Source organism: Nitratireductor sp. ZSWI3, assembly GCF_024655565.1.
Taxonomy (GTDB): Bacteria; Pseudomonadota; Alphaproteobacteria; order Rhizobiales; family Rhizobiaceae; genus Nitratireductor.
This window is the reverse complement of sequence record NZ_JANKOF010000008.1, coordinates 61,775-78,863: the sequence shown is the minus strand read 5'-3', so window position 1 is coordinate 78,863 and position 17,089 is coordinate 61,775. Positions and strand designations below refer to the sequence as shown.

The window sequence follows — 17,089 nt, the reverse complement described above, 5'->3', positions numbered from 1 at the left end:
GGTTCCATGGTCAAGCTCAACAAGATCTACACCCGCACCGGCGACGACGGCACGACGGGCCTCGGCACCCGCGAACGGCGCATGAAGAGCGACCTGCGCATCGCCGCCTTCGGCACGGTCGACGAAGCCAATGCCTGCATCGGCATGGCACGCGTCCATACGAGCCGGCACGATCCCGAGATCGACGCCATGTTGGCGCGCATCCAGAACGACCTGTTCGATCTCGGCGCCGACCTGGCAACGCCCGACACGGGCGTGAAGCCGGATTTCGAGCCGCTGCGCATCGTCCAGAGCCAGGTCGACCGGCTGGAACGCGACATCGATGCCCTGAACGCCAACCTTGCGCCTTTGAAATCCTTCGTCCTGCCCGGCGGCTCGCCGGCCGCCGCCGCGCTGCATCTCGCCCGCACGGTGGCGCGGCGCGCCGAGCGGCTGATGGTGGAGTTGCAGGGCAGACCCGAGGAACTCGTCGGCGAGGAGGCGCTGCGTTACATCAACCGCGTGTCGGATTTCCTGTTCGTCGCCTCCCGTGCCGTCAATGACAATGGCGCGCGGGACGTGCTATGGGTTCCAGGACAGAACAGGTAAGCACGCAGCCCGGAGGCGCCGGAACCGCCTCCGTGGTCTGCGAACAATCAGTTACCGGGCCGGTATCGGGGCCCGCGGTGAGGGCTCCCGATGTTCATACCGCTGCACGACGCCAACAGCCTGCGGCACATAAAACGGCAATACGTCACCCTGGCGCTGATCGCGCTCAACGTGGTGGCCTATCTTGCAACGAGCGTCGGCGGCGAGGATTTCGCCTTCGCCGCCGCCCTGGGGCTTGGTTACATCCCGTCGGTTTCGCACGATCTGGCGGTGCTGCCGCCGGAACTCGACTGGGTGCCGGAGCCGCTGACCTACATCACCTATTCCTTCCTGCATGGCGATCTGATGCACCTCGGGGGCAACATGCTGTTCCTGTGGGTGTTCGGCGACAATGTCGAGGATGCGCTGGGCCATGTCCGCTACCTTGTCTTCTATCTCGCCTGCGCTGTGGCCGGCGCGTATATGCACGGCTTCATCGCACCGGAATCGAACGCGCCGCTGATCGGCGCTTCCGGTGCCATCGCCGGCATCGTCGCCGCCTATCTGATCCTGCATCCGCGGGTCAAGGTGTGGGTCCTGGCGTTCGCCCGCATTCCGCTGCGCGTGCCCGCCTTCATCGTTCTGGCCTTGTGGATCGGCTTCCAGTTCCTGATGCTCCTGGTCGACACCGAAAACCAGATTTCCTGGGCCGCTCATGCCGGCGGCATCCTGGCCGGCGCGCTGCTGGTGGTGGTGTTGAGGCGCCGCGAGGTGCCTCTGTTTGATAGGCGGATGGAGACGCCGCGTTCGGTGGAGCTTGAAACGCCGGACATGAAGAAGCCCCTGGAGGGCGATCACCCCCGCTGGGGCAGGCAGCAATAGGCTGTTTCGCGTATTGACGTGAACGTCAGGCCTCTCTACGGTCCCGCCAACTCCGGCGGCCAGCCGCGGCAGAGGGGGAGGTCTGTCCAGAATTTCCCCGCGAATGTCGGCATTCGGCCAACCGGCCGGTGCGTTTGCTGATAGTCAGCACCACAGAACCGAGGTCCCATTACGGAAGGTGAATGCGCATGAAAGTCCTTGTTCCGGTGAAGCGGGTCATCGACGCCAATGTCAAGCCACGCGTCAAGGCGGACGGCTCGGGTGTCGAGCTTGCCAATGTGAAGATGGCGATGAACCCGTTCTGCGAGATCGCGGTTGAGGAGGCGATCCGGCTGAAGGAAGCCGGCAAGGTCGAAGAGATCGTCGCCGTCTCGATCGGGCCGGACAAGGCGCAGGAGACGCTGCGCACGGCGCTCGCCATGGGGGCCGACCGGGCGATCCTGGTCAAGACCGACGAAACGGTCGAGCCGCTCGACGTGGCCAAGATCCTCAAGGGCGTGGTCGAGGCGGAGAGCCCGCAGATCGTCATCCTCGGCAAGCAGGCGATCGACGACGACAGCAATCAGACGGGCCAGATGCTGGCCGCCCTGCTCGGCTGGAGCCAGGGCACGTTTGCCTCGAAGGTGGAACTCGACGGCGGCACGGCCAGGGTGACGCGCGAGGTCGACGGCGGCCTGCAGGTGGTCGAGCTGAAGCTGCCGGCGATCCTGACCACGGATCTGCGCCTCAACGAGCCGCGCTATGCCTCGCTGCCCAACATCATGAAGGCAAAGAAAAAGCCGCTCGACGAGAAGGCGCCGGGCGACTACGGCGTCTCGGTGAAGCCGCGCCTGAAGGTGTTGAAGACTGAGGAGCCGGCCGGCCGCAAGGCGGGCATCAAGGTGGGCTCGGTCGCCGAGCTGGTCGACAAGTTGAAGAACGAAGCCGGCGTGCTTTAAGCGGAAAGGAACGATCCCATGGCCATTCTCCTGATTGCCGAACACGACAACCAGAGCCTTTCCGAGCAGACCGCCAAGACCCTCTCGGCGGCGGCGAAGATCGGCGGCGATGTCGACGTGCTGGTGGCCGGCAAGGGCGCCAAGGCAGCGGCCGATGCGGCAGCCAAGCTTGCCGGCGTGCGCAAGGTGCTGCTCGCCGAGAGCGACGCGCTGGCCGAGCAGCTCGCCGAGCCGCTGGCCGATCTGATCGTCTCGCTGGCCGGCGGCTACGACACTTTCGTCGCCCCCGCCACGACGACCGGCAAGAACGTCATGCCGCGCGTCGCCGCCCTGCTCGATGTGATGCAGGTGTCCGACGTGATCGAGGTGGTCGACACCACGACGTTCAAGCGCCCGATCTATGCCGGCAACGCCATCCAGACGGTCGAGGCGACCGATCCCAAGCGCGTCCTCACAGTGCGCACCGCGACCTTCCAGGCGGCCGGCGAGGGCGGCTCGGCGGCGGTCGAGAGCGTCACCGCACCGGCCGATGCCGGCCTGTCGCGCTTCGTGGAGAACCGCATCGCCGAAAGCGACCGCCCGGAGCTGACCTCGGCCCGGATCATCATCTCCGGTGGCCGCGCGCTGGGCTCGGCGGAGAAATTCCAGGAGGTGATCCTGCCCGTCGCCGACAAGCTGGGTGCCGCCGTCGGCGCCAGCCGGGCTGCGGTCGATGCCGGCTATGCGCCGAACGACTGGCAGGTGGGCCAGACCGGCAAGGTGGTGGCCCCCGACCTCTACATCGCCTGCGGCATCTCAGGCGCTATCCAGCACCTTGCCGGCATGAAGGATTCCAAGGTCATCGTCGCCATCAACAAGGACGAGGAGGCGCCGATCTTCCAGGTCGCCGATTATGGCCTCGTCGCCGACCTCTTCGACGTCCTGCCCGAGCTCGAAAAGGCGCTTTGACGCCCACCCGAAGCATCGGCGGTCAGATCGGCCCCGCCTCTCCGTGAGGCGGGGCTTTTTCGTGCCTTCCTCGACAGATCACGGTATGCTTGCAGGATCCGGCCCGGCTGCGACGCAGATTCTCTGCCCGCGGGGTAGACGGCGCAATCGTGCCCAATTAGTTTGCACTGCAACAACAGAGACGAAGGGTGCCAGGGCACTCCACGGGGTTTTTCGACATGACAGGCAAGATTGACAAAGTGGGTGTGATCGGCGCCGGCCAGATGGGCAGCGGCATCGCACACGTGGCCGCCCTCGCCGGCTATGGCGTCAAGCTCTACGATCTTTCGGCGGAGCGCATCGAGGCCGGCATCGCCACGATCTCGGGCAACATGGCGCGCCAGGTTTCCTCCGGCAAGCTCGAGGAGAAGGTGCGCCAGGAAGCCCTTGCCCGCATCGCGCCCGCCACCACCATGGAAGGCCTGGCGGACATGGACCTCGTCATCGAGGCCGCGACGGAAGACGAAACCGTCAAGCGCAAGATCTTCGCCCAGCTCTGCCCCGTCCTCAACCCGGAGGCGCTGGTCGCCACCAACACCTCCTCCATTTCAATCACCCGCCTGGCGGCGCAGACGGATCGCCCGGAGCGCTTCATCGGCATCCATTTCATGAATCCGGTGCCGGTCATGAAACTGGTCGAGCTGGTGCGCGGCATCGCCACCGAAGACAACACCTTCGAGACCGCACGCACCTTTGTCGAGGCTCTCGGCAAGACGATCACCGTGGCCGAGGATTTTCCGGCCTTCATCGTCAACCGCATCCTGCTGCCGATGATCAACGAGGCGATCTACACGCTTTACGAGGGCGTCGGCACCGTCGAGGCCATCGATACGGCCATGAAGCTCGGCGCCAATCATCCGATGGGGCCGCTGCAGCTCGCCGATTTCATCGGTCTCGACACCTGCCTGTCGATCATGCAGGTCCTGCACGAGGGCCTTGCCGATTCCAAGTACCGGCCCTGTCCGCTGCTGGTGAAATATGTCGAAGCCGGTTGGCTCGGCCGCAAGACCGGCCGCGGCTTCTACGATTATCGCGGCGAAAATCCGGTGCCGACCCGCTGATCTACTCGGCCGCCTCCCGTTGCGTGGATTTGCGCCGGGCGGCGGGCTTCGATCGCCGATGCTGCGAGGCGGTGGCCGATATCTCGTCCATTTCGAAGGCATCGACCGCGATCACGCGGTCGACCGCCGCCTTCGCCTCGATGAGCTGCTCCAGCTCGCTTTCGGTGATCACACCCTTCTCGAACGCCGCCCCGGGGTCCTGAAGCCCCCTCTCCCGCATCTTCTTCTCGATCGGGGCCGCCTCCACCACCAGCCTGAATGCCTTTTCCAGATCCTTCAACGGATGCTCGTCATGCCCCTCGCCGAGGTAGAGATCGGGCGTCAGGCGGTCGCGCTGCTGCGAAGGCCGGAGCAGGATCTCGGCGAGCTTGACGGTCAGCTTGTCCGGGGGCGCAGGGTTGGGAACGCCCAGCGGAAAGGCGATGAGGCGCACCAGCCAGGCGGCGGGGCGGGCGGGCAGATTGTCGAGCACGCCGCGAAAAGCCGCGCCGATGCGCGCCTCCCCCGCCAGCATCAGGTAATCGACGATGGGCCGGTCCGCCGGCTGGCGGCCTTCGGCCTCGAACCGCTTCAGGACGGCGCCGAGCAGGTAGAGTTCTGCCAAAATATCGCCAAGCCGTGCCGAGATCATCTCCTTGCGTTTCAGCGTTCCGCCGAGCGTCATCAGGGCGAAATCGGTAAGCAGTGCGAAGGCGGACGAATGGCGTGAGAGGCGCCTAAAGGCGCCGGGCATCGCGGTGCCTTTCGGCGCCGGGCCGAGCATCCCGCCCGACCAGCCGCGCAGGAAGGCGCGGCCGGCCGTCTTGAAGGCATGGCCGACATGTTTCCAGAAGGTTTCGTCGAAAACGTCGAGGCCGCGCTCGCCATCCTCGGCCGACAGCGCCAGGAGTTCGTCGAGTATATAGGGATGCGAGCGGATCGCGCCCTGACCGAAGATCATCAGATTGCGCGTCAGGATGTTCGCGCCCTCGACCGTGATCCCGACGGGAACGGCGCGATAGGCCGCTCCCATATAGTTCCGCGGCCCGTCGATGATCGCCTTTCCGCCGTGGATGTCCATCGCCCGCTCGACAGACCGGCGCATGCGCTCGGTGGCATGGTATTTCATGATCGCCGAGAGCACCGACGGCTTGTGTCCCTGATCGAGCGCTGCCAGCGTCAGCCGGCGCGCCGCATCGATCAGATAGGCGTTGCCGCAAAGCTCGGCGAGCGGCTCCTGCACGCCTTCGAACAAACCGATCGGGACGTTGAATTGCGTCCTGATGCGCGCATAGGCACCCGTGGCGCGGGCGCACATGGCTGCCGAGGCGGCCGATTGCGACGGCAGCGAAATGCTGCGGCCGGCCGCCAGCGCCGTCATCAGCATGGTCCAGCCCTGGCCGATCTGCGCTTCGCCGCCAAGGATATGATCGAGCGGAACAAACACGTCCTCGCCATGCAGGGGGCCGTTCTGGAAGAAGGTGAATTGCGGGATGTGGCGCTCGCCGTGCCGCACGCCCTTCGTGCCCGTCGGCAGCAATGCGACGGTGATGCCGAGATCCTCGCCGCGCCCCAGATGATTTTCCGGGTCGTACATCTTGAAGGCGAGCCCCATGACGGTGGCGACCGGGCCGAGCGTGATATAGCGCTTGGAGAAATTGAGCCGCAGGCCGAGGACCTTCTTGCCCTTCCACAGGCCATGCTCGACGACGCCGGTGTCGGTCATCGCCGCCGCATCCGAACCCGCGTCGGGCGATGTCAGGCCGAAGCACGGGATTTCCCGGCCGTCGGCGAGGCGCGGCAGCCAGTGGTCGCGCTGCTCGTCCGTGCCGAAATGCATGAGGAGTTCGCCGGGGCCGAGCGAATTCGGCACCATGACGGTGACCCCGGCAACGATGCTCGCCGAGGAGACCGTGCGCACGACTTCCGAATGTGCGGTGTTCGAGAAGCCGAGACCGCCGTATTTCTTGGGAATGATCATGCCGAAGAACTTCTTCCGGCGCATGAAATCCCAGACGGCCGGCGACAGGTCGCGATCCCGCCAGTTGAGCGTCCAGTCGTCGACCAGGCCGCAAAGTTCGCGCACCGGCCCGTCGAGGAAGGCTTGCTCTTCCTCCGTCAGCCTGGCCGGCGGCATGGCCAGGAGCTTGTCCCAATCGGGATTGCCGGCGAAGAGCTCGCCATCCCACCAGACCGTGCCGGCGTCGATGGCTTCACGCTCGGTTGCCGAGATGGGTGGCATGATCCGCCGTGCCCAGTTGTATATGGGCCTGGAGATGCGGTCGCGGCGGAATGTCTTGAAAGGCATGGCCGGCCTCCGTTTTGCGCACTATAGCATCTTGCAGTCAGGTGGAATCACCTGACGTCCGCATAAATGCGGAAAATAAAGAGATAGAGCGTCCTTTGCGCGCCCAAAAGGACGCACGGCGCTCTATAACAGGCTTGACTGTGAAGGCGAACGACGGAGCCCGGCACAGGGTTCCGAAGGCCGGAAATCAGGCTGCCGTCCGCTTGCGCTCGTGCTCGGCCAGATAGTCCGCGACGACCTCGGAGCGGATGGGCTTGCTGAACAGGTTGCCCTGTGCCTCGTCGCACCCCATGGCGCGGATGATGCGCAACTGCTCCTCGCCCTCCACCCCTTCGACGACGGTGGTCATGCCGAGCGTGAAGGCGAGATTGACGATGGTCTGCACGATCGCCGCCTGATCCGCGCTCTTGGCGATGTCCTTGATGAACAGCCGGTCGATCTTGACCTTGTCGAAAGCGAATTTCTGCAGATAGCTGAGCGACGAGTAGCCCGTGCCGAAATCGTCGAGCGAGATGCGCGAGCCGAGCCTGCGCAGCCGCCGCAGATCCGCGTGGAGCTTGCGGTTGTCCTCAAGAAGCAGCGTTTCGGTGATCTCCAGCTCGAGCCGCTGCGCATCCGTGCCGGTCTCGGCGAGAACGCGTCCCACGGTTTCGACGATGTCGTCCCGCTTGAATTGCATGGGGGACAGGTTGGCGGCGACGTTGATGCTCTTCGGCAGCCGCTTGATCTCGAGGCAGGCCTGCCGCAGCACCCATTCACCCAGCTGGACGATTGCTCCGGTGTCCTCGGCGATGGGGATGAACTCGTCCGGCGGGATCGACCCGTGCACGGGATGCGTCCAGCGCAGCAAGGCCTCGAAAGTCGTCACCTTGTTCGTGTCGAGGTCGATGATCGGCTGGAACACCAGGTGGAACTGCTCGTCGAGATTCGCCGCGCGCAGTTCGGCCTCCAGGGTTCTGCGGCGCTGCAGCCTCTTGTTCATGCCGGGCTCGTAGAAACGGAACACGCCGCGCCCATCGGCCTTTGCCTGGTAGAGCGCCACATCCGCCTGCATCAGGAGGTCATCCGCCTCTTCCGCCCCGGTCGAGGTGATGGTGATGCCGACGCTCGCCCCCGCCAGGACCTGATGCCCGTCGATGAGATAAGGCTCTTCGATGACCTGGATGAGCCGCTTCGCCAGGCTGCTCGCCTGCTCCCTCTCCTTCAGATGCCCCTGCACGATGACGAATTCATCGCCACCGAGGCGCGCGATGCAGTCGCTTTCGCGAACGGTGCTGCGAATGCGGCTCGCCACCGCCCGCAGCAACGCATCGCCCGTCGGGTGCCCGAGCGTATCGTTGATGCCCTTGAAATTGTCGAGGTCGACGCACATCACGGCGGTCGCAAGTCCGCCATCGGCGCTGGAAATGAGGATCTCCTCCAGCCGCTCACGCATCATCAGCCGGTTCGGCAGGTCCGTCAGCGTGTCGTGGCGCGCCATGTAGGCCACCTGCGCCTGCGCCTTGTGGCGTTCGGTTATGTCCTCGTAGGTGGCGACCCATCCGCCGCCCTTCATCGGCTGATGCGAGATCAGGATCGTGCGTCCGTCGCGCAGTTCCTGGGTCAGCGTGCTCGACCGGTTCTGCTGAATGAGCTTGCTCTGCAGATCCGCGATGCGCGCTCCCTCATCCTCCCGCGAAGCCCCCGTCTCGACCATCCCTTCGATCAGGCTGGTCAGGGAGGTGCCCGGCCTCAGCTGCTCGCGCGAGAGGCCGTAGATGCTTTCCATTTTCTGGTTGCTGACGATCAGCCTCTGCGCGGCGTCGAACATGCACAAACCGTGCGACATGTTGTTCAACGCCGTGTTGAACAACAGGTTCTGCGTGATCAGCTCTTCGTTGGCGCGCCGCGCCGCGGCAGCGCTCTCGCTGAGCTCGGCGCTGGTCCGCAACAGGTCCTCGTTCGTCGCCTTCAGCCGCTGCTGGACGCTCACCTGCAACTTGTGCTGCCAGCGCAGCATGGCGATGAAGATGAACCCGCTCACGACCAGCGCGAGCGCCAGCAGCGAGAATATCCAGTGCAGCCGCAGAAGTTCGTTCTGGTCGCTCGCCTGCGCCGTGGCGCCATACTCGTTGGCCTGTGAGGCGAGCGCGACCATCTTGCGTTCGAGCGGCGCCGTCAGTTCGAGCGCGCGAAGGGCATTCTCCCTCTTGTCGATCTCATCGATGTAGGTGCCGATTTCGTTGATGGCGGCGGCCATTTCCTCGACCGTCTGCCGGGTCTCGGGAATCGCCGTGACGAAGCCCCGGAATTCGCCGCTCTCGAACAGGCTCATCCGGCTGAGCAGGATCTGGTAGCGCAGTTCCACATCCTGCTTCGTGGCCTGTGGCGGCTCGACGAGGAGCCCCGCCAGCCGCTGCCGGAAGCGCAGCAGCTCGTTCATGCCCTGGCTGGCACTGAAGGCGATGTTGTAGCGGAAGATCTGGCTGAGCGCTTCCTGCCGCTGGAACACCAGGACGGATATGTAGAGTGCCGAAAGGGCAAGCGCGATGATGCCGATGGTCAGCACCGTCTGGATGACACGCGAGGCTGTGCGGCGCCCCGAAGTCTCCGCACTCAGTTTAGCCATCAGCCACGCCCGTCTCGCGCTTATCGAACCGTGAAGCGCCGGACTTGCCAGACGGAACGAGAATAGAATTTCTGCGTGCTCAATTCAGGATCGGAATCATATGGATAGACGATGAACAAAGGCCCCTTGTCGCTGACGGGCATGTAGTTGCCGTCGCGCTTGTAGGCGAGGATCACGCCGTATTTTGCGAAGTCCTCGATCGGCACGGGAGCCTGGTAGTCGTTGAGCGCCGTGACCACCAGTTCCTGCCCCTCTGCCTTGACCTGTTCCATGAGGCTGCTGAGTAGGGCGCCTTCGAACTCGATCGCACCGTTGAACCACGGTGTTGTCGTCTTGATCATGGCGGACGGGAGGGCCTCAAGCATGGCCAGATCGAAATCCGCTACACCATCCCCGTTCGTCACGCCGATTTTTCCGTCTACGGTCAGGATGACTTCACCCGCCGGTTTGGCGAGCGTATCGGACTGGGCAAGCGTGGGTGCGGCAAAAAACAGCAGCCACGAAAAGGTCAGCGCAATGAGGCCGCGCATCCGTTGATATTTTTTGGACGACATCGAAGCTTCTCCGCAGGTGCGATATTTCCCCAAGTCTAGTGCCGGCTAACCAACAATGGGTTAACACGGCTCTGTGACATCTTCGCTCCGCGACGGCACATTGACAGGCCCGGACGGCAGTGCCACACCTCCAACCTGCGATGATTATACATCGACTTGCACAGTTTGCGGAACCGCTGAAATTTGCAGGGGCAAAACCCACGGGAAACACGTTTTCTCGAGGGAATCCCTTTTCTGGGGGATGGGGTAGCACCAAAGCTGAAGGGAGCTAGGGCTGTGGAGACATACAAGGAGTTCACGTTCGAGGCCGCGCACAAGCTGGAGCCGTATTCCGGTCTGCATGGCCATTCGTTCAAGGTATCGGTTCATCTCGTCGGCGAGCCCGACCCTGTCTATGGCTGGGCCGCCAATCTCTACGAGGTGGAAAAGCAGATCGCCGACATCCACAAGACGCTCGACCACACATATCTGAACGATATCGATGGCCTGTCTGTCCCGTCGCTGGAGAACCTGGCGAAGTGGATCTTCGACAAGCTGTCGGCGAAGACGGACAGCCTTGAGCGGGTCGAGGTCAAGCGCGGCGCCGAAGGACAGGCCGAAGGCTGCGTATACCGCCGGCCGCTCGCCGCCTGACGGCTGCGGGTGCTCGGCAAACGGGGCGCCGGTCGATGCAGACGCCCCGCTTTGGCGCGCGCAGGCGTTGAAACTAGCTGCCCGGCCCCTTGGCCGGCAGAGCCGCCTCGATCAATCGGGCGGCATCCGCACCGGCCCACTCCGCCGGTCCGTTCATATGCGCGATCAGGCAGCCCTCCTCGTCGATCAGCAGCGTCACCGGCAGGCCGAGCGCCAGGCCCTGGCTCTTCAAGTCGTTGAAGATGCGCATGGAACTGTCGCGATAATAGCCAAGGGAACGAATCCGCGTTTCCTCCAGGAAAGCCTTCGGCTTCTCGTCATCGCCGCGATCGACATTGACGGCGACGACCTCGAAAGCGTCGCTCCCCATGCTCGCCTGCAACGCATCCAGCGCCGGCATCTCCTCGCGGCACGGGACGCACCACGTCGCCCAGAGATTGACGAGAATTAGTTTGCCGGCAAAATCATTGATCGAAAGTGCTTCACCTTCAGGGCCCTTGAAGCTCAACGCCGTGAGGGAACGCGGCGGGTCGGCGGCAAGCATGGCTGCCACCTCGCCGGTCGCCGCCGCGCCGATCTCGCGCGCCCTGGCATCCTTCCGCGCGCAGGTGTTGTCCCCGGCTGCCGCGACGATGGGTGTTGCGGCGTTGTTGCCATCGAGCCCACCCTTCACGTATACCGCAATCGCCCCTCCGACGGCGCCGGCGATGACGGAAAGGACGATCAGGCGGAGGGCGGGGAATTTCCGTTTCTTTTTCGACATTCTTCTTTCCACACGAGCATCCGGTTAACATGATGAGCGAAGACCAAGCCAGCAACCGCATGTGGGGCGGACGTTTTGCCTCAGGGCCCGACGCCGTCATGGAGGCGATCAACGCTTCCATCGGCTTCGACAGGAAACTCTACGCCCAGGACATCCGCGGCAGCCTGGCGCACGCGGCCATGCTGGCGAAGACTGGCATAATTTCAGCGGAAGACGAAAAGAAGATCGCTCACGGCCTCAACACGATTCTGTCAGAGATCGAGTCCGGAAGATTTGCCTTCTCCACTCGGCTCGAAGACATCCACATGAATGTCGAGGCGCGGCTTGCCGAACTGATCGGCCCGGCCGCCGGGCGACTGCACACCGCACGCTCGCGCAACGATCAGGTCGCACTCGATTTCCGCCTGTGGGTGAAGGAGGAACTGCAGCGCGTCGACGGTGCGCTTGGCCGCCTGCTCGAGGCATTTCTTGCGCGCGCCGAAGAGCACGCGGCAAGCGTCATGCCAGGCTTCACGCATCTGCAGTCGGCTCAACCGGTGACCTTCGGCCATCATCTGATGGCTTATGTGGAGATGTTCGGCCGCGACCGCAGCCGCGTCCGCGACGCCATCGAGCGTCTCGACGAATGCCCGATCGGCGCGGCCGCGCTGGCCGGCACGGGCTTTCCCGTCGACCGTCACATGACGGCGCAGGCGCTTGGTTTCCGCGAGCCGACCCGCAATTCCATCGACACGGTCTCCGATCGCGATTTCGCTCTGGAGTTCCTGTCGGTAGCGGCCATCTGCGCGGTGCATCTGTCGCGGCTGGCCGAAGAGATCGTCATCTGGTCGACGCCGCAGTTCGGCTTCGTACGGCTTTCCGACTCCTTCTCCACCGGCTCCTCCATCATGCCGCAGAAGAAGAATCCGGATGCCGCCGAACTGATCCGCGCCAAGACCGGCCGCATCAATGGCGACCTCGTCGCGCTGCTGACCGTGATGAAGGGCCTGCCGCTCGCCTATTCAAAGGATATGCAGGAAGACAAGGAAGCCGTCTTCGATACGGCAGAGACGCTCGACCTGATGCTGGCCGCCATGACCGGCATGATCGGCGACCTCGAGGTCAACACACAGGCCATGAAGAAAGCTGCCGGCGCCGGCTTCTCCACCGCCACCGACCTGGCCGACTGGCTGGTGCGCGAGGCGGGCCTGCCGTTCCGCGAAGCCCATCACGCCACCGGCCGCGCGGTGGCCCTGGCCGAAGAGAGGAAGTGCGGGCTCGAAAAGCTCTCCCTGGAAGATCTGCAGGCCATCAACCCGGCCGTCACGGAAGGCGTCTATTCGGTTCTCTCGGTGGCCAATTCCGTGAAAAGCCGCACCTCTTACGGCGGCACGGCCCCCTCGGAGGTCCGCCGTCAGATCCGCGGCTGGAAGAAGCGGCTGAAACGGGATGCGCAGACTGTCAAAAAAGGCTAAAACCCAGCCACGCAATTTCGAGGAATGGAACGCTTCATGACGGCCCGCGGAACGCTCACCCTTCTCATGCTCGGCCTGGCGCTCGGCCTTGCCGCCTGCGGTCGAAAGGCCCCCCTCGACTCGCCCTACGAGGCGGCGGTCGAGGCGCGAAAACAGGCCCAGCAAAACGACGAGCCGGTTCCGCCGGAGCCGAAAAAGCCGGCCGAGGACCGCCCGTTCATCCTCGACGGCCTTCTCTAGGACGGTCCGCGGAAAGCGGGCCACGCCCGATCGCGACCGTGAGCACAAGCACCGCCGGAGAAGCAAGCGGAAGAGAGCAGGCAAGCCACTCCGGACGTCAGTTGAAAGTCAGTTTTCGTGAACCATTTCGAATATCGTGACGGCGTCCTGCACGCCGAGGACGTGCCGGTGCCGGCCATCGCGGCGGCCGTCGGCACACCGTTCTACTGCTATTCCACCGCCACGCTGGCGCGCCATTACCGTGTCTTCTCGGAGGCTTTCTCCGGTCTTGACGCGCTGGTCTGCTATGCGATGAAGGCAAATTCCAACCAGGCCGTCCTGAAGACGCTCGCCAGGCTGGGCGCCGGCATGGATGTCGTCTCGGAAGGAGAGCTGCGCCGGGCGCTCGCCGCCGGCGTTCCAGCCGACAAGGTCCTGTTTTCCGGCGTCGGCAAGACCGCCTCGGAGATGGATTTCGCCCTCAAGGCTGGCATTCTCTGCTTCAATGTCGAATCGATGCCGGAGCTGGAATTGCTCTCGGCGCGCGCCACGGCGCTCGGTTTGACGGCCCGGGTTTCCCTGCGCATCAACCCCGACGTCGATGCGAGGACGCACAAGAAGATCTCCACCGGCAGGGCCGAGAACAAGTTCGGCATCGCCTGGAAGGACGCGCGGGCCGCCTACGCACGGGCCGCAGAGCTGCCGGGGCTGAAGGTGACCGGCATCGACATGCACATCGGCAGCCAGATCACCGACCTGCAGCCCTTCGACGATGCCTTCGCGCTGCTCACGGAGCTGACGGCGACGCTTCGCGCCGACGGCCATGCCATTGAGCATGTCGATCTCGGCGGCGGCCTCGGCGTCCCCTATGCCGAGGAGGGCGATCAGCCGCCGCTGCCCGACGCCTATGCCGAGATCGTGCGCAAGCACGTCACCAAGCTCGGCCTCAAGGTGATGCTGGAGCCCGGTCGCCTGATCGCCGCCAACGCCGGCATTCTGGTTGCCGAAGTGCTTTTCCGGAAGGATGGCGAGGCCAAGAACTTCGTCATCGTCGACGCGGCGATGAACGATCTGATCCGCCCGACGCTCTACGAGGCGTTTCACACCATCCGCCCGGTCCGGCAGCCAGCCGCCGACAGCCGGCGCTTCACCGCGGACGTGGTCGGCCCGGTCTGCGAGACGGGCGATTACATCGCGCTCGACCGCAGCCTCCCGGAGGTTCAGGCGGGCGATCTGATCGCCGTCGGCACGGCCGGAGCCTATGGCGCGGTGCAGGCCAGCACCTACAATTCGCGCCTCCTGGTACCGGAGGTCCTGGTCAATGGCGACCGCTTCCATGTGATCCGCCCGCGGCCGAGCTATGAGCAGCTTCTGGGACTCGATTCCGTGCCGGACTGGCTGGAGGATTAGGCTCGGTCCTGCCGGATGATCTCTGCCTTCCGAAAGCACGGCAGAGATCATAATTTCGTGCATTGCCTCGCCTTCGCCGCGTTTGCTGCTATCCTTGTTCGATGAGGCGCGTGCGATTCCGCGTGCGCCGGAGCGAAACGCTGAGACTGCCGATGGCTGAGACATCCGAGTGGCAGAGGCTCCCCAAACGGTTCGCCAGGCTGGCGCGCATGCGTTTCGTGATGCGCGGCGTCATGGTGATCGAGCGTTTGTGGCCGCTCATCCTGCCGCTTCTCGTCATCGCCAGCATCTTCCTGTCGCTCTCCTGGTTCGGCCTGTTCCGGCTGATGCCCGACAGCGTGCGCTTCGCCGTCCTCGCCGTCCTCGGTCTCGGCGGCATCGCTGCGTTGTGGCCCCTGAGAAGCTTCCGCCGGCCGACCCCCGCCGAGGTGGATCGCCGCATCGAGCGCTCGAACCAGTTGGAGCATGAACCGGTCTCCAGCCAGTCGGATCGGCTCGCCGGGCGGCATGACGGCTTCGCCGCCGCCCTCTGGCGCGAACATCAAAAGAGAATGGCGGACAAGCTGGGCGGTCTGCACGGCGACCTGCCGAAAACCCGGGTTCCGGAACGCGATCCATGGGGGTTGCGCGCGGCTGCCGCGCTGTTTCTGGTCATCGCCGCGGCTTTTTCCACCGGCCCGCTCGGCGGCAGCGTCACCGATGCTTTTCGCGCCCATGGCGGTGCGGAGATCGTGCCGCCGCGCATCGATGCCTGGGTCACCCCGCCGACCTATACGGGCCGCGCGCCGATCTACCTGACCGCCGAGGCCAATCGCGGCACCGACGTCTTCACCGTACCGCAAGGCAGCATTCTGGCACTGCGCGTCACCGGCGGATCCGGCGCGGAAACGCTGGCTCACCGCGATGCCGATGGCCGCGAAACGGTGATCGACCCCGAAGGCGCTTCCGAGGCCGAGACCCTTTCGACGACCACCGCCCAGCGCTTCTCGCGTGTTCTGGAAGACGATGGCGAGGTGCTTCTGAAACGCAACGACACCGAGATCGACGGCTGGCGGTTTGCGGTGACGCCGGACCTGCCGCCGCAGATCCGCTTGACCGGAGATCCGAAGCGGGCGGTCAACGGGACGCTGGAACTCACCTACGAGATCGAAGACGATTACGGTGCCGCACGTGCCGAGGCGCTTTTCGAGCCGGCGGACGCCGACAGAAGCGCCCGGCCGCTCTACGAAGCGCCGGAGATGCCGCTCGCCCTGCCCCGCCGGGATGGCAAGACCATCAGCGCAAAAACCTCGCGCGACCTGACCGAGCATCCATGGGCAGGCACGCCCGTCGAGCTGAAGCTGACGGCCGTCGACGCCGCCGACCAGCGAGCCGTCAGCGAGCCCCGCAAGCTCGTTCTGCCGGAGCGGCTTTTCACCAATCCCCTGGCCAAGGCCCTGATCGAGCAGCGGCGCATCCTGGCGATGGACGGCAACAAGAAGCCCCGCGTCCTGGCGCTGATGGATGCGGTGCTCACCTGGCCCGAGGAGACGTTGCAGAACATGTCGCATTTCCTCGGCGTCTTCGCCGCCCGGAGCCGCCTCTCGATGGCCGAGAGCGACGACCAGCTTCGCGGCGTCGTGGATTACCTTTGGGAGATCGCCCTGATCATCGAGGACGGCGACCTGACGGCGGCGGAGAAGCGGCTGCGCCAGGCCCAGGAGGCCTTGAAGAAGGCGCTGGAGGAAGGCGCCAGCGAAGAGGAAATCGCCCGGCTGATGGACGAGTTGCGCAGCGCCATGCAGGAATTCCTGCGCGAATTCGCCGAACGCGCCCAGCAGAACCCCGATCTTGCCGAGCAGATGCCGCAGGACGGCCAGATGCTGAGCCAGAGCGATCTGGAGCGGATGCTGGATCAGATCGAGGACCTGGCGAAATCGGGTGCGCACGATCAGGCGCGCGAGCTTCTGTCGCAGCTCGAGAACATGATGAACAACCTCCAGGCCGGCCGCTCGCAACGCGGCCAGGGCGGCGGTGAGCAGTCGGAGATGCGCCGCCAGATGGACGAGCTCGGCAATCTGATGCGCCGCCAGCAGGAACTGATGAACGAGACCTTCCGGACCGACCGGATGCAGCGCGGAGAAGGCAATCAGGGCGGACAGCAGGGGCAAAACCAGCCCGGCGAGGGACAGCAGCCGGGCCAGGGCCAAGGCCCAGGACAAGGCATGAGCCCGCAGGAATTCGCCGACGCCATGCGCGGCCTGCAGCAGGGCCAGGGCGCGCTGCGCGGCGATCTTGACCGCCTCATGCAAGGCCTCGAAGGGCTCGGCATCAAGCCGGGCGAAGGGTTCGGAGAGGCCGGCGAGGCGATGGGCCAGGCGGAAGGCGCGCTGGGCGAGGGACAAGGAGAGCAGGCCGTCGGTGAACAGGGCCGCGCGCTCGAAGCGCTGCGCCGCGGCGCGCAGGACATGATGAACCAGATGCAGCAGGCCATGCGCGGCGAGCAGGGCGGCGGCGAGCAAGGCTATCGGCGGGGCAACAACGGCCGAGATCCGCTCGGGCGCCCGCAGGCCACGACCGGGCCGGATTTCGGCGATTCGGTCCAGGTGCCGGACGAGATCGACACGCAGCGCGCCCGCCGCATCCTCGAAGCCATCCGCAAGCGCCTCGGCGATGCGTTGAGCCCGGCGCTTGAAAAGGAATATCTCGAGCGGCTGCTCGATACCGAATAGGCACTGACGGCTAAA

Annotated in this window: 14 protein-coding genes; 10 read left to right on the top strand and 4 right to left on the bottom strand. The window is 64.9% G+C overall.

What is annotated here, in order from left to right:
• The first annotated feature begins 6 nt into the window (after positions 1–6).
• The 5 genes from NUU27_RS04975 to NUU27_RS04955 all read left to right on the top strand — a co-directional run bounded on the left by NUU27_RS04975 (position 7) and on the right by NUU27_RS04955 (position 4,435).
• On the top strand, positions 7–588 hold the full coding sequence (locus NUU27_RS04975) for a cob(I)yrinic acid a,c-diamide adenosyltransferase (protein ID WP_257760961.1): 582 nt from the start codon (positions 7–9) through the stop codon (positions 586–588).
• Between the two features lie 90 nt (positions 589–678).
• On the top strand, positions 679–1,449 hold the full coding sequence (locus NUU27_RS04970) for a rhomboid family intramembrane serine protease (RefSeq protein ID WP_257760960.1): 771 nt from the start codon (positions 679–681) through the stop codon (positions 1,447–1,449).
• A gap of 188 nt (positions 1,450–1,637) precedes the next feature.
• A complete protein-coding gene (locus tag NUU27_RS04965; protein ID WP_257760959.1) occupies positions 1,638–2,387 on the top strand; it encodes an electron transfer flavoprotein subunit beta/FixA family protein in 750 nt (249 codons plus the stop codon).
• Positions 2,388–2,405: 18 nt separating this feature from the next.
• Positions 2,406–3,335 carry an electron transfer flavoprotein subunit alpha/FixB family protein gene (locus tag NUU27_RS04960; protein WP_257760958.1) on the top strand — a complete coding sequence of 310 codons (930 nt, stop codon included), beginning with the start codon at positions 2,406–2,408 and terminating at the stop codon, positions 3,333–3,335.
• A 218-nt stretch (positions 3,336–3,553) separates the two neighbouring features.
• Positions 3,554–4,435: a 3-hydroxybutyryl-CoA dehydrogenase gene (locus tag NUU27_RS04955; protein WP_257760957.1), complete on the top strand. Its 882-nt coding sequence runs from the start codon at positions 3,554–3,556 to the stop codon at positions 4,433–4,435.
• Between the two features lies 1 nt (position 4,436).
• Here the strand turns inward: NUU27_RS04955 and NUU27_RS04950 are convergent, their stop codons facing one another.
• The 3 genes from NUU27_RS04950 to NUU27_RS04940 all read right to left on the bottom strand — a co-directional run bounded on the left by NUU27_RS04950 (position 4,437) and on the right by NUU27_RS04940 (position 9,884).
• Positions 4,437–6,722 carry an acyl-CoA dehydrogenase gene (locus tag NUU27_RS04950; RefSeq protein ID WP_257760956.1) on the bottom strand — a complete coding sequence of 762 codons (2,286 nt, stop codon included), beginning with the start codon at positions 6,720–6,722 and terminating at the stop codon, positions 4,437–4,439.
• A gap of 187 nt (positions 6,723–6,909) precedes the next feature.
• Positions 6,910–9,330, bottom strand: coding sequence for a bifunctional diguanylate cyclase/phosphodiesterase (locus NUU27_RS04945; protein WP_257760955.1), 2,421 nt, complete (start codon positions 9,328–9,330; stop codon positions 6,910–6,912).
• 20 nt (positions 9,331–9,350) lie between these two features.
• Complete coding sequence (locus NUU27_RS04940) at positions 9,351–9,884, bottom strand: molybdopterin-dependent oxidoreductase (RefSeq protein ID WP_374565630.1); 534 nt, start codon at positions 9,882–9,884, stop codon at positions 9,351–9,353.
• Between the two features lie 276 nt (positions 9,885–10,160).
• Here NUU27_RS04940 and NUU27_RS04935 point away from each other — a divergent pair, with 276 nt between their 5' ends.
• The gene (locus tag NUU27_RS04935; protein WP_257760954.1) at positions 10,161–10,517 is read left to right on the top strand and encodes a 6-carboxytetrahydropterin synthase; all 357 of its coding nucleotides are present in this window, start codon (positions 10,161–10,163) and stop codon (positions 10,515–10,517) included.
• A 73-nt stretch (positions 10,518–10,590) separates the two neighbouring features.
• On the opposite strand, the gene NUU27_RS04930 is transcribed toward NUU27_RS04935, so the two are convergent.
• Positions 10,591–11,280: a TlpA disulfide reductase family protein gene (locus tag NUU27_RS04930; RefSeq protein WP_257760953.1), complete on the bottom strand. Its 690-nt coding sequence runs from the start codon at positions 11,278–11,280 to the stop codon at positions 10,591–10,593.
• A gap of 32 nt (positions 11,281–11,312) precedes the next feature.
• Between NUU27_RS04930 and argH the strand changes: the two genes are divergently transcribed.
• From argH to NUU27_RS04910, 4 genes are all read left to right on the top strand, one after another.
• Positions 11,313–12,734, top strand: a complete 1,422-nt coding sequence (gene argH / locus NUU27_RS04925; protein ID WP_257760952.1) for an argininosuccinate lyase — start codon at positions 11,313–11,315, stop codon at positions 12,732–12,734.
• A gap of 36 nt (positions 12,735–12,770) precedes the next feature.
• Positions 12,771–12,974, top strand: a complete 204-nt coding sequence (locus tag NUU27_RS04920; protein ID WP_257760951.1) for a lipoprotein — start codon at positions 12,771–12,773, stop codon at positions 12,972–12,974.
• 117 nt (positions 12,975–13,091) lie between these two features.
• A complete protein-coding gene (gene lysA / locus NUU27_RS04915; RefSeq protein ID WP_257760950.1) occupies positions 13,092–14,363 on the top strand; it encodes a diaminopimelate decarboxylase in 1,272 nt (423 codons plus the stop codon).
• Between the two features lie 152 nt (positions 14,364–14,515).
• Positions 14,516–17,074, top strand: coding sequence for a TIGR02302 family protein (locus NUU27_RS04910; protein ID WP_257760949.1), 2,559 nt, complete (start codon positions 14,516–14,518; stop codon positions 17,072–17,074).
• Positions 17,075–17,089 lie beyond the last annotated feature (15 nt).